We start from the raw sequence: 13,402 nt of genomic DNA on the forward strand, positions 1-13,402 counted from the left end.
ACGCCATTAACTTCTCAAATTCATACGATGCAAAAGGCATCGCTACGATTACGCCCGGGCAGCCCGACTCACTTCATTTGCCACTCGCTCGGTGGCATCCGGAATGGATGCAGCTCGGGCGCGTTCTGCCATGGTTAATAAGGTTTCTCGCGACCACCCGGCCAGGGTGTTGGCGACGGCATCCACAGTAAGCTGCGGCTGCTCGATAATTTTGGCCGCGCCCGCTTTTTCCAGCGGCAGCGCATTCCAGTACTGTTGGCGGTCTTTATGTTGAAACGGCACAAACAACGCCGGTAGCCCTGCCGCAGCGATTTCACTCACCGTCAACGCGCCAGAGCGGCAAACGACGACATCCGCCCACGCATAGGCCGCCGCCATATCATCAATAAATTCCGTCACTTTATGCTGCGGTTGCCCCGCTTCGGCATAAGCATGTTCAACGGTTTGTTGCGAACCTTTGCCGCTCTGATGCCAGATAGTGACTGAATCACCCAGCTTTGCTGCAACCTGCGGCATTGTCTGGTTAAGGATGCGCGCTCCCTGGGAACCACCCACCACCAGAACACGAACCGGACCTTCACGGCCAGCCATACGCTGCTGTGGCAACGGCAGCGCCAGCACATCAGTACGCACCGGGTTACCAACAACTTCGGCATCAGGGAAAGCCCCCGGAAACGCCTGCATGACTTTGGTAGCAATTTTCGCCAGCCATTTATTGGTCAAGCCAGCAATGCCGTTTTGTTCGTGAAGTACGACCGGAATGCCTAACGACCATGCTGCCAGACCACCAGGCCCGGAAACATAACCGCCCATACCGAGCACCACATCGGGCTTGTAAGCTTTCATAATCGCCCGCGCCTGACGCCAGGCGTTAAAGATCCGCAGCGGAGCCGCGAGCAACGCTTTAATACCCTTGCCGCGCAGACCAGAAATACGAATAAAGTCGATCTCGATACCGTGCTTCGGCACTAAGTCCGCTTCCATACGATCGGCAGTACCCAGCCAGCGAACTTGCCACCCCTGGGCCATTAAATGGTGTGCAACAGCCAGTCCCGGGAACACATGCCCGCCAGTACCGCCTGCCATCACCATTAATCGCTTCCCTTTACCACTCATCGAGAACCTCGTACAAACGCCTGCGCTTTCTCCAGACGTGTTTCATAATCAATACGTAACAGCATCATGATGGCTGTCGACATAATCAGTAAGCTCGAACCACCGTAACTGATCAGCGGTAATGTCAGACCTTTAGTTGGCAACATCCCCGCTGCCGCGCCTACGTTAACCAGCGCCTGGAAGCTAAACCAGATACCTATTGAACAGGCGAGAAAACCGGAAAAACGGTGGTCAATTTCTAACGCTTTACGGCCAATCGACATCGCACGAAAAGCGACGAAGAATACCATTAAAAGTGCTAGCACCACACCGACATAACCCAATTCTTCGCCGATAATGGCGAAAATGAAGTCAGTGTGCGCTTCTGGCAGATACTCCAGTTTTTGTACCGAATTGCCTAAACCTTGCCCCCACAGTTCGCCACGACCAAACGCCATCAGGGATTGCGTTAACTGATAGCCGCTACCGAAGGGATCTTCCCACGGGTTCCAGAACGCAGTAACACGGCGGATACGGTACGGTTCGGCGAGGATCAGCAACACAACTGCTGAAATCCCCATGCCGATAATGGCAATGAACTGCCACAATTTAGCCCCCGCCAGGAACAACATCGCCAGTGTGGTGACGAACAATACGACTACTGTACCAAGGTCTGGCTGTGCCAGCAGTAACACTGCAAGCACCAGAATTACGCCCATCGGTTTCAGGAAGCCGCGCAGGTTGTTACGTACTTCGTCGCCTTTGCGCACCAGATAGTTGGCGATGTAACAAAACAGCGACAGCTTGGTCAGCTCCGCAGGCTGAATACGCAGCAGGCCGAGATCGATCCAACGTGATGCCCCTTTAACTGAGCTACCTACCACCAGCACGATCATCAGCAGGATGATTGATCCAAGCAGCATCGTGGCGCTGTAACGTTGCCAGAACTCCATCGGCAGACGCAGCGTAATGATCGCCAGAATGAACGCCAGGATCAGATAGACGCCATCACGCTTCGCGAAGAAAAACGGATCGTTGGTTAAGCGCTGCCCAATGGGCATTGACGCCGAAGTCACCATGATAAAGCCGATCGCCGCGAGGCCGAAGGTCAGCCAAAGCAAGGTGCGATCGTACATGATCAGGCTGTCGGTATCTTTTTCCCGCGAGCCCATCACCCAGCCTTTAAGCGCCGTGGAGATCCAGACCAGGATACTGAGTCCTGGCAGGCGCGGCATTTTCAGGCGAGGGAGAGATAAACGCATCAACCTAACTCCTTCGCCAGACGGGCGAACTCATTGCCCCGTTGTTCAAAGTTCTTGAACTGATCGAGGCTGGCACAGGCTGGTGACAACAGCACCATATCCCCTGGCTGCACGCGTGGCGCCAGCAAGAGCATCGCCTGCTCCATGGTTTCGGTTTGCTCTGCCACTTCCGGGCGCAGTGCCGCTAACTGGGCGCCATCACGCCCAAAACAGTACAAACGCACGTTGTCGCCATTCAGATAGCGCGCCAGTGGACTGAAATCCGCCGATTTGCCATCACCACCCAGCAATAAATGCAGCGTACCGTCTACCTGCAAGCCGTTCAGCGCCGCCTCTGTACTCCCGACGTTGGTAGCTTTCGAATCGTTAATCCAGCGCACGCCGTTATGCTCCAGCACCACTTCAAAACGATGCGGCAGACCAGTAAACGTGGTTAACGCTTTCAGGCTGCTGGCGCGCGGTAACCCTGCGGCATCAGCCAGCGCCAGCGCTGCCAGCGCATTGGTATAGTTATGTTGCCCGGAAAGTTTCATCTCTTTCACGTTCAACACTTTCTCGCCTTTCACACGCAGCCAGGTTTCGCCCTGCTGATGATTCAGGTGGTAGTCACCCATGTTGACGCCAAAGCTGACGCAACGTTCATCCGCACCGCGAATCGGCATCGTTAAGGCATCATCGGCATTGACGACACAAACTTTCGCATTTTCGTAAATGCGCAGTTTTGCCGCACGATATTGCTGCAATCCAAACGGATAGCGATCCATATGATCTTCAGTCACGTTCAGAATGGTCGCCGCCACCGCCTGTAAGCTGGAGGTGGTTTCCAGCTGGAAGCTCGATAGTTCCAGCACGTACAGTTCGCACTCGGCATCCAGCAACATCAACGCAGGCAGGCCAATGTTGCCCCCCACGCCGACGTTAACACCTGCTGCTTTCGCCATTTCGCCCACTAAGGTGGTGACAGTGCTTTTGCCGTTAGAACCGGTGATCGCCACAATCGGCGCCTGCGCTTCGCGGCAGAACAGTTCGATATCGCCAACAATTTCAATTCCGGCATCGGCAGCGGCGCTTAAAGATGGATGCGCCAGCGCAATACCGGGGCTAGCGACGATCAGATCGGCTGCCATCAGCCACTCGTCATTAAGACCGCCAGTGTGACGTTCCACCGCTTCGGGTAATTTATCCAGGCCAGGCGGTGTCATACGTGTATCCATAACGCGCGGCGTCACGCCGCGAGCAAGGAAAAAGTCCACGCAGGAAAGCCCGGTGAGGCCCAGGCCGATAATAACGACATTTTTACCCTGGTAATCAGCCATGATTAACGTACCTTCAGCGTTGCCAGACCAATCAGGACCAGCATCAGCGAAATAATCCAGAAGCGCACAATGACGCGCGGTTCCGGCCAACCTTTCAGTTCATAGTGGTGATGAATCGGCGCCATGCGGAAAATACGTTGCCCGCGCAGTTTAAAGGAGCCGACCTGCAAAATAACCGACAGGGTTTCAACCACAAACACACCGCCCATAATCACCAGCAGGAATTCCTGACGCAGCAGCACAGCGATAATGCCCAGCGCGCCGCCTAATGCCAGAGAACCGACATCGCCCATAAAGACCTGCGCCGGATAGGTGTTAAACCACAAGAAGCCCAGCCCTGCCCCGACTATCGCGGTGCAAACAATAACCAGTTCCCCGGCGTGCCGCAGATACGGTATATGCAAGTAGCTGGCAAAGTTCATGTTGCCAGTTGCCCACGCCACCAGCGCAAAACCACCGGCGACAAATACGGTCGGCATAATCGCCAGCCCATCGAGGCCATCGGTCAGGTTTACCGCGTTACCGGTACCCACAATGACGAAGTAAGCCAGCAGGATGTAGAACAGCCCCAGCTGCGGCATCACATCTTTAAAGAACGGCACCACCAGCTGCGTTGCTGGCGTGTCTTTCCCGGCAAGATACAGCGCAAAGGCGACGCCCAGCGCGATCACCGACATCCAGAAATACTTCCAACGCGCAATCAGGCCTTTGGTGTCTTTACGCACCACTTTGCGATAGTCGTCGACAAAACCAATGATGCCGTAACCCACCAGCACCACAAGTACGCACCAGACGTACGGGTTGGAGGGGTAAGCCCACAGCAGTACGGAGATCACAATCGCCGTCAGGATCATAATCCCACCCATGGTCGGCGTACCGCGCTTACTAAAGTGCGATTCCGGGCCATCGTTACGAACGACCTGACCAAAGGAGAGTTTTTGCAAATGGGCAATCATACGCGGGCCCATCCACAATGAGATGAACAGCGCGGTCAGCAGGCTGACGATGGCGCGAAACGTCAGATAGGAAAAGACGTTAAAGCCGGAATAATATTTGACCAAATGTTCGGCCAGCCAAACTAGCATGTCCCATTCTCCTGTAAAGCGCGTACCACCTCTTCCATGGCGGCACTACGTGAACCCTTAACTAAAATCGTAATCACCTGTTGCTCTGCAATCAGTGATTTAAGACGCGCAATTAACGCGGATTTATCAGCAAAATGTTCGCCAACGCCGCTGGCGGTGCTGATAGCATGGCTTTGTTTACCCACGCTTAACACGCGGTCAATACCAGCCGCCTTCGCCGCTTCGCCCACCTGTACATGGCAGGCTTCGCTTTCAGCGCCCAGTTCCGCCATATCGCCCACCACCAGCACGCGGTAGCCAGGCATTTCAGCCAGAACCTGGACTGCTGCGGTCATTGAACCGACATTGGCGTTGTAGGAGTCGTCGAGCAGCAACTGGTTTTCCGCCAGTTGAATGGGGAACAGACGCCCGGGAACGGCTTTCAGATTTGCCAGCCCCGCTTTGATAGCATCAAGCGTTGCGCCCACGGACATGGAGAGCGCGGCGGCTGCCAGCGCATTCGCAATATTGTGACGCCCGGGCAACGGCAGCAGAACATCGACGCTACCCGTTGGGGTTTGTAGCGTAAATTCCGTACCGTGCGAAGTCACATGGATATTGGTGGCGGTGAAATCGCTGTTGGCGGCATTGGGTGAGAAACGCCACACTTTGCGTGAGCCAATTACGCTCTGCCAGTTCAGCCAGTCGTTGTTGTCGGCATTCATAATGGCGATACCGTTTTCCGGCAGGCCGGTAAAGATTTCGCCTTTCGCTTTTGCCACGCCAGCCAAAGAACCGAAACCTTCCAGATGCGCCGCCGCCAGGTTGTTGACCAGCGCCGCTTCTGGGCGAGTCAGGCTAACGGTCCAGGCAATTTCGCCCTGATGGTTCGCGCCAAGCTCAATTACCGCGTAATCGTATTCCGGCGTTAAGCGCAGCAGCGTCATTGGCACGCCGATGTCGTTGTTGAGATTGCCCGCGGTATAAAGCGTATTGCCGCACTGGCTTAAAATCGCCGCCGTCATCTCTTTAACGGAGGTTTTACCGGAGGAACCGGTCAGAGCAACCACGCGCGCCGGAACTTGCTGGCGAACCCATGCAGCCAGTTCACCAAATGCCAGACGCGTGTCTTTAACGATTAACTGCGGCAGGTCGATATCCAGTGGACGGCTGACCAGTAGTGCGCCCGCGCCGCCAGCTTTCGCCTGGTCGGCAAAATCGTGGGCATCGAAACGTTCGCCTTTCAGGGCAACAAACAGGCAGCCCGGCGTCAGTTTTCGCGTGTCAGTGGTTACAGCATCAAGGGTGATATCTGCCCCTTTTAGTTCACCGTTGAGAATATCGGTAAGTTGGCTAAGGGTTACGCTAATCATGCGATCACCCCCAGCAAACGCGCCACCGTGACGCGATCGGAGTAGTCCAGGCGCTGATTGCCAACAATCTGGTAATCTTCATGGCCTTTGCCCGCGACCAGCACCACATCGTTCTCTTTAGCCTGCATAACGGCGCAAGTCACCGCTTCGGCGCGGCCTTCCATCACTTTGGCATGTCCGGCATCTAACATTCCCGCCAGAATATCGTTGATGATGGCGCGCGGTTCTTCGGTACGCGGGTTATCGTCAGTTACTACCGCCACGTCAGCAAACTCTTCAGCAATCGCCCCCATCAGTGGACGCTTGCCTTTATCACGATCGCCGCCACAGCCGAAGACGCACCACAGCTTGCCTGCACAGTGCAGGCGCGCCGCCTGCAAGGCTTTTTCCAGTGCATCCGGGGTGTGAGCGTAATCCACAACCACCGTCGGTTTGCCCGGTGCAGTAAACACTTCCATACGTCCACAAACCGGTTGCAGACGCGCGGCGGTTTTTAACAGGTCAGCCAGCGGATACCCCAGTGCCAGCAGCGTCGCCAGCGCGAGCAGCAGGTTGCTGACGTTAAAAGCGCCCATCAGATGGCTTTCAATTTCGCCATCACCCCAGCTTGAGCTAAAGCGAATGGTTGCGCCGCTGTCGTGATAGTTCACGTCGGTCGCTTTCAACCAGCGGCCATGACAGTTCAGATTGATATGGTCTTCCATCGACACCGCAACTGCATCCGGCAGTTTTGCCAGCCAGCGGCGGCCTACTTCGTCATCGGCGTTGACTATCGCCTGACCGCAATGATGTTCAGAATAAAGCAGCCATTTTGCGGCTTCGTAATGTTCCATATCACCGTGATAATCAAGGTGATCGCGGCTTAAGTTGGTAAAGACCGACGCCGCGAATTTCAATGCTGCCACACGGTGTTGTACCAGCCCATGGGAGGAAACTTCCATTGCGCAAAAAGTCGCGCCCTGATCCACCAGCCCCGCCAGCTCATGCTGAACGTCGACTGCCGAACCGGTCGTGTTTTCCGTCGGAATAACTTTACCCAGCAGGCCGTTACCTACGGTCCCCATCACCGCGCTGGTTTCACCAAGCAACTGACTCCACTGCGCCAGAAGCTGGGTAGTGGTGGTTTTGCCGTTGGTACCCGTTACGCCCACGAGACGTAAATTGTCAGAGGGTTCATGGTAAAAGCGGCCCGCCAGCGCTGATAAACGCTCATTGAGCTGGCTGAGATAGATGACCGGTACGCCGTGCATTTCACGGATTTCACCATCGGTCGCCTCATCTTTCGCCTCTGCAATAATGGCAGCCACACCTTGCGCTATCGCCTGCGGGATATATCGACGCCCGTCCGCCTGATGACCTACTACAGCTACAAAAAGATCGCCCGACGCAGCCACACGGCTGTCGAGTGTCATCTCTCGCAGTGCTCTCGAAGGTGCGTTTGGCACCCACGGAGCAAGAAGGTCGCGCAAATTACGATCTGCCACCTGTCCCCTCGCCTTGATTAATCACAAATTCGTTTTTATCACCCGTTGTCAGCGCATCCGGTTCGATGTTCATGGTGCGCAATACGCCGCCCATGATGGCACCAAAGACCGGCGCGGAAACGGCGCCGCCGTAGTATTTACCCGCCTGCGGATCGTTGATAACAACAACCAGCGCGAAGCGCGGCTGACTCGCAGGCGCAACGCCTGCGGTATAAGCAATATATTTATTGATGTAGCGACCATCCGGCCCGACCTTTTTCGCGGTACCGGTTTTAATGGCGATACGATAGCCTTTAATCGCCGCCTTCACGCCACCGCCGCCCGGTAGTGCCACGCTTTCCATCATATGCACCACAGTGCGGACAATGGATTCCGGGAAGACACGTTCACCAGGAACCGGGGGGTCAACCTTGGTAATCGACAGCGGGCGATAGATGCCATAGCTGCCGATGGTTGCGTAGACTCGCGCTAACTGTAACGGTGTTACCATTAGCCCGTAGCCGAAAGAGAAGGTGGCCCTCTCTATGTCAGACCACCGTTGTTTTTGAGGATATAAGCCACTGCGTTCTCCGACCAACCCCAAATTGGTCGCTTTTCCCAACCCAAAACGTGAGTAAGTATCTACTAACGCTGAGGACGGCATCGCTAACGCCAGCTTGGAAACACCGACGTTACTCGACTTCTGTAATACCCCGGTCAGGGTTAATTCGCTATAGCGCGCCACGTCTTTAATTTCGTGGCCGTTAATTCGATAAGGAACGGTATTAAGCACCGAGTTTTCTCGCACCACACCACGTTGCAACGCGGTCATCACCACCATCGGTTTAACAGTAGAGCCCGGTTCAAACACGTCGGTAATGGTACGGTTACGCATCGCCTCTTTTGGCGTGCCACTCAGATTGTTGGGGTTGTAAGACGGGCTGTTGGCCATCGCCAGCACTTCGCCGGTGTTGACATCCACCAGCACGGCGCTACCGGATTCAGCCTTGTTAAAGGCCACGGCGTTGTTCAGTTCGCGATAAACCAGCGCCTGCAGGCGTTCATCAATACTCAATGCCAGGTTGTGCGCCGCCTGGCTGTCGGTAGAAGAAATATCTTCGATTACACGGCCATAGCGATCTTTACGCACAATACGTTCGCCCGGTTGCCCGGTAAGCCATTTATCAAAACTTTTCTCGACGCCCTCAATCCCCTGGCTATCGACGTTGGTAAAGCCAATGAGGTGAGCGGTCACTTCGCCAGACGGGTAGTAACGGCGAGATTCTTCGCGCAGATGAATCCCCGGCAGCTTCAGTTTTTTGATGTATTCAGCCATGTCAGGGTTAACCTGACGCGCCAGATAGATAAAGCGCCCTTTCGGGTTAGCATTAATGCGGGCGGAAAGTTGATCCAGCGGAATATTGAGCGCGTTAGCCAGCGCCTTCCAACGGTCGCCGACGCTGATGCCGCCGGCTTCATGCACTTCTTTCGGGTCGGCCCAGATCGCTTTTACTGGCACACTCACTGCTAACGGGCGACCAGAACGGTCGGTAATCATGCCGCGGGAGGTGGAGACTTGCTGAACGCGAAGAGAGCGCATGTCGCCCTCTTTCACCAGCATATCCGGGGAGATTACCTGCAACCAGGCAACGCGCCCCAGCAGGAAAGCCAGTGCCAATAAAATACAGCCGCATAACAACGCAAAACGCCAACTGATAAAGTTGGCATGTTCTTCCTGACGTTTTGGTTTCTGCGTTTTCGCCGCTGCTTTCATGCGTCGCGTTTATCCTTATTTTTGCACTACGATATTTTCTTGTGATGGATCAACATGCTGCATTTGCAGCTTCTCCGTGGCGATCCGTTCCACCCGGCTATGGTCGCCAAGCGCATTCTCTTCAAGAATGAGGTTGCGCCATTCAATGTCTAAAGCGTCTCGCTCCAGCACCAGTTGTTCGCGCTGAGCGGTGAGCAAACGGGTATGGTGCGCCGTGGTCACCACAGTCACCGCCGTCAAAATAATGCAAATGAACAGGCAGAGCGGCAGCTTCCCAAACCGCAAAAGATCGTCACCGATAACGCCAGGCAAGGCATGGCGCTCGTGGCTTCCCATCGATCCTTTAACTTTGCTGAGGGCTTCTGTCACTCTGCTGATCATGCGTTCGTCCTCTCTGCAATACGCAGAACTGAACTACGGGCACGAGGGTTCTCTGCCACCTCTTCTTCGCCCGGCATCAACTTACCTAGTGCTCGCAACTGACGGCCACCCAGTTTTTTGAGCTGCTCTTCAGTCATCGGTAACCCTGCCGGAACTTGTGGACCGCGACTGTTTTCACGCATAAAGCGTTTCACAATACGATCTTCCAGCGAATGAAAACTGATGATCGAAAGCCGCCCACCTGGGGCCAGCACGTTAAGCGAGCTTTTTAGCGCCTGCTCTATCTCCTCCAGTTCACTGTTCACCCAAATGCGCACCGCCTGGAAGGTACGGGTCGCGGGATGTTTGAATTTGTCTTTCACCGGCGTTGCGGCAGCAACGACTTCTGCCAATTCTTTAGTGCGGGTCATCGGCTGTTCGCGGTTACGCTCGACAATGGCGCGTGCAATACGTTTAGCAAAACGCTCTTCGCCATAGGTTTTTAATACCCAGGCAATATCGGATTCTTCTGCGGTTTGTAGCCATTCGGCGGCAGACTGACCGCGCGTCGGGTCCATACGCATGTCCAACGGGCCATCGCGCATAAAGGAAAAACCGCGTTCAGCATCATCGAGTTGCGGTGAAGAGACGCCAAGATCGAGCAGAATGCCGTCGATCTTGCCGATAAGATCGCGCTCGGCGACATATTCGCCCAGCGCAGAGAAAGGTCCATGAATGATGGAGAAGCGCGGATCATCAATAGTCTTCGCGACGGCAATAGCCTGCGGGTCGCGATCGATTGCCAACAAGCGTCCCGTTTCGCCAAGTTGCGAAAGAATCAGACGTGAGTGACCACCGCGACCAAAAGTTCCATCAATGTAGATACCGTCAGGACGGATATTGAGGCCATTTACGGCTTCGTCCAGCAGTACCGTGGTATGTTTATAGTTTTCCATCATTTTATAGAGACAAGTCCTGCAGTCGCCCCGACAAGTTTTCGGTAACAGACTGTTCAGCGTCGATATCTTCCCTGACCTGTTGATGCCAGGTCGTTTCATCCCACAGTTCGAACTTATTGAACTGCCCGACCAGCATCACTTCTTTCGTCAGCCCGGCATGCTGCCGCAACACAGGCGCGATTAATAATCGACCTGCGCTATCCAGCTGACACTCACTGGCATGCCCTAACAGAAGACGTTGAACACGACGTTCAACAGGGTTCATGCTCGAAAGACGCGATAATTTGTGCTCGATAATTTCCCATTCAGGAAGGGGGTAAAGCAGCAGGCACGGGTGATGAATGTCAATGGTACACACCATTTGACCGGCAGCGCTCCCGAGCAGTTCTTCCCGATAACGGGTAGGCACCGATAAGCGCCCTTTACTGTCGAGATTGACTAACGTTGCTCCCCGGAACATGCCAGTCTCCCCCCGATTACCACTTTATCCCACAAATTCCCACTAAAAGGAGTTTACGGAGCGGAGGAAAAGCTTGTCAAGCCAGGAACATTCCTTACCGAAGCAAAAAACCCAATGTTTACGGCTAATATCTGCATTGTTTAAAAATCGCACAACAAACGAAGCAAATTAACGTCATGAATAGTTGTAAGAAAAAATCCCATTCATCATTACCGTTTTAAAAACGACTCGATTTTCCTTAATGGAAATATAAAGTGTCAGTTTGCGACGCGAGCGGCATTTTAGGACATATCTCCCCCGGATAACAGTCCCTGTTGCACGTGCGCCATGCCTGATGCCAGCGACTTTGGACAAAAGTTTAGAAAAGTGTTTGTTTAATCGGCAATTGCCGATTTGCTTGTAACAAAATAATGCAATTGCAATCTACCGTTACGAGTTAATTATCATTCAGCGCAGCGAATGGAGTTAATTGGCAGGATATTCAGGAGGGCTTATGGATAATTGTCCAGAATAGTCTTATTTACATTATGGATATCGATGTCCAATTACGTACTCAATGCGCCAGAGGTAAAATCCACTGGCGCATCTTTTCGTAATGTTTATCTCCGGCTTAGTACACCACGACGATAAAGATTACGTTTAATGCGTGTTAAGCCTGGTTTTGGTTTGCGCGGCTCGTCCAGACTGGCGAGCACAATCTCCAGTACGCGTTCCGCAACGTCGCGATGACGCTGGGCTACCGCCAATACCGGACACTGTAAGAAGTCGAGCAATTCGTTGTCACCAAAGGTCGCAATTGCCAAATCAGAAGGCAGTTTGCCATCGCGGCGCAGCGTGACATCCATAACGCCTTGCAACAACGCAAATGAGGTGGTGAACAGCGCCTGCGGCATCGGATGCGTTTCCAGCCATTTTTCGAACAACTGGGCAGCGGTTTCTCGCTCATAACTGTTGGCATAAAGGAAATGCACTTCGCGTGGATCATCTTTCCAGGCGGTACGGAAACCCTGCTCGCGCAGGAAGCTGACAGAAAGCTCCGGCAACGCGCCAAGATAAAGCACCGTCTCAGCAGGAAACTTACGTAACTCTTCGGCCAGCATTTCTGCATCATCCTGGTCGGCACCCACAACGCTGGTGAAGTGTTCACGATCGAGGGCGCGGTCCAGGGCGACGATCGGGAACGGGTCGTTAGCCCAGCGTTGATAAAAAGGATGCTCCGGCGGCAGCGACGTCGAAACAATGATGGCATCGACCTGACGCTGCAAAAGATGCTCAATACAGCGCATTTCGTTGTCTGGCTGATCTTCGGAACAAGCAATCAGTAGTTGATAGCCCCGTTGCCGCGCCTGACGTTCAAGATAATTAGCGATACGGGTGTAACTTGTGTTCTCCAGATCGGGGATCACAAGACCAATCGAACGTGTGCGTCCAGCACGAAGCCCAGCAGCCACGGCATTTGGGTGGTAATTGTGCTCACGCACCACTGCCATGACTTTTTCAACGGTTTTGTCGCTCACACGGTATTGCTTCGCTTTGCCGTTAATAACATAGCTTGCAGTGGTCCGCGACACTCCCGCCAGCCGAGCGATTTCATCCAGTTTCACAATTGCCCCTTGAGTAAAATGTAAAAACCATACCCATTGTACTGGCATGGGTTAAATTCATTAACATCTAAGCGCAGAAAATTAACTGCGGCAACTGCTTTTATTCCAGGTTCCCACTGAATTCGCAAAAAAAGCCCAACGTGACATGTTGGGCTGTAAATTGCGTATTGAGATCATTCTCAACGCATTATTTTATCGCCGCGCGAAAGTCCTACTACGCCGGAACGAGCAACCTCCACAATTTTCGCCACATCGCGAATCGATGCTAAAAATGCATCAAGCTTATCGCTGGTTCCCGCCAATTGAACGGTATAAAGCGATGGCGTGACATCAATGATTTGCCCACGGAATATTTCCGTATTGCGCTTCACTTCGTCACGTCCGTAGCCACTGGCCTGAATTTTCACCAGCATGATTTCCCGCTCAACATGCGCCCCCTGCCCCAGTTCGCTAACACGCAGCACATCGACCAGCTTGTGTAATTGCTTTTCAATCTGCTCCAACACTTTTTCATCGCCCACGGTCTGGATAGTCATACGCGATAATGTCGGATCGTCGGTTGGCGCAACGGTCAGGCTTTCAATGTTATAGCCCCGTTGGGAAAAGAGGCCGATCACACGGGATAACGCGCCTGATTCATTTTCGAGTAATACGGATAATATCCGGCGCATA

13 protein-coding genes are annotated in these 13,402 nt (G+C 53.7%); all 13 read right to left on the reverse strand.

The features are described from left to right. Positions 1-48 precede the first annotated feature (48 nt). On the reverse strand, positions 49-1,116 hold the full coding sequence (gene murG, locus FEK47_RS12650; RefSeq protein ID WP_135486672.1) for an undecaprenyldiphospho-muramoylpentapeptide beta-N-acetylglucosaminyltransferase: 1,068 nt from the start codon (positions 1,114-1,116) through the stop codon (positions 49-51). Next, positions 1,113-2,357: a cell division protein FtsW gene (gene ftsW, locus FEK47_RS12655; RefSeq protein ID WP_089667471.1), complete on the reverse strand. Its 1,245-nt coding sequence runs from the start codon at positions 2,355-2,357 to the stop codon at positions 1,113-1,115. The genes murG and ftsW overlap by 4 nt, the downstream gene beginning before the upstream one ends. After that, positions 2,357-3,673, reverse strand: a complete 1,317-nt coding sequence (murD, locus tag FEK47_RS12660) for a UDP-N-acetylmuramoyl-L-alanine--D-glutamate ligase (RefSeq protein ID WP_130221632.1) — start codon at positions 3,671-3,673, stop codon at positions 2,357-2,359. The genes ftsW and murD overlap by 1 nt, the downstream gene beginning before the upstream one ends. Positions 3,674-3,675: 2 nt before the next feature. Then, on the reverse strand, positions 3,676-4,758 hold the full coding sequence (gene mraY / locus FEK47_RS12665; protein WP_000964122.1) for a phospho-N-acetylmuramoyl-pentapeptide-transferase: 1,083 nt from the start codon (positions 4,756-4,758) through the stop codon (positions 3,676-3,678). Then, the gene (gene murF / locus FEK47_RS12670) at positions 4,752-6,110 is read right to left on the reverse strand and encodes a UDP-N-acetylmuramoyl-tripeptide--D-alanyl-D-alanine ligase (RefSeq protein WP_130221633.1); all 1,359 of its coding nucleotides are present in this window, start codon (positions 6,108-6,110) and stop codon (positions 4,752-4,754) included. The genes mraY and murF overlap by 7 nt, the downstream gene beginning before the upstream one ends. Continuing rightward, the gene (gene murE, locus FEK47_RS12675; RefSeq protein ID WP_130217418.1) at positions 6,107-7,594 is read right to left on the reverse strand and encodes a UDP-N-acetylmuramoyl-L-alanyl-D-glutamate--2,6-diaminopimelate ligase; all 1,488 of its coding nucleotides are present in this window, start codon (positions 7,592-7,594) and stop codon (positions 6,107-6,109) included. The genes murF and murE overlap by 4 nt, the downstream gene beginning before the upstream one ends. After that, entirely contained in the window at positions 7,581-9,347 is a 1,767-nt protein-coding gene (gene ftsI / locus FEK47_RS12680; RefSeq protein WP_000642222.1) for a peptidoglycan glycosyltransferase FtsI, read from the reverse strand. The genes murE and ftsI overlap by 14 nt, the downstream gene beginning before the upstream one ends. A 15-nt stretch (positions 9,348-9,362) precedes the next feature. After that, positions 9,363-9,728, reverse strand: coding sequence for a cell division protein FtsL (gene ftsL, locus FEK47_RS12685; RefSeq protein WP_000625658.1), 366 nt, complete (start codon positions 9,726-9,728; stop codon positions 9,363-9,365). Further along, the gene (gene rsmH / locus FEK47_RS12690) at positions 9,725-10,666 is read right to left on the reverse strand and encodes a 16S rRNA (cytosine(1402)-N(4))-methyltransferase RsmH (RefSeq protein WP_064525204.1); all 942 of its coding nucleotides are present in this window, start codon (positions 10,664-10,666) and stop codon (positions 9,725-9,727) included. The genes ftsL and rsmH overlap by 4 nt, the downstream gene beginning before the upstream one ends. A 1-nt stretch (position 10,667) precedes the next feature. After that, positions 10,668-11,126, reverse strand: a complete 459-nt coding sequence (gene mraZ, locus FEK47_RS12695; RefSeq protein WP_135486673.1) for a division/cell wall cluster transcriptional repressor MraZ — start codon at positions 11,124-11,126, stop codon at positions 10,668-10,670. 599 nt (positions 11,127-11,725) lie between these two features. Beyond that, entirely contained in the window at positions 11,726-12,730 is a 1,005-nt protein-coding gene (gene cra / locus FEK47_RS12700; protein ID WP_064525210.1) for a catabolite repressor/activator, read from the reverse strand. An 81-nt stretch (positions 12,731-12,811) separates the two neighbouring features. Beyond that, the gene (locus FEK47_RS12705) at positions 12,812-12,898 is read right to left on the reverse strand and encodes a hypothetical protein (RefSeq protein WP_032160836.1); all 87 of its coding nucleotides are present in this window, start codon (positions 12,896-12,898) and stop codon (positions 12,812-12,814) included. Between the two features lie 11 nt (positions 12,899-12,909). Further along, entirely contained in the window at positions 12,910-13,401 is a 492-nt protein-coding gene (gene ilvN / locus FEK47_RS12710) for an acetolactate synthase small subunit (protein WP_001252744.1), read from the reverse strand. Position 13,402: the final 1 nt, after the last annotated feature.

The organism is Escherichia sp. E3659 (assembly GCF_005781135.1).
In the GTDB taxonomy this organism is placed as follows: domain Bacteria; phylum Pseudomonadota; class Gammaproteobacteria; order Enterobacterales; family Enterobacteriaceae; genus Escherichia.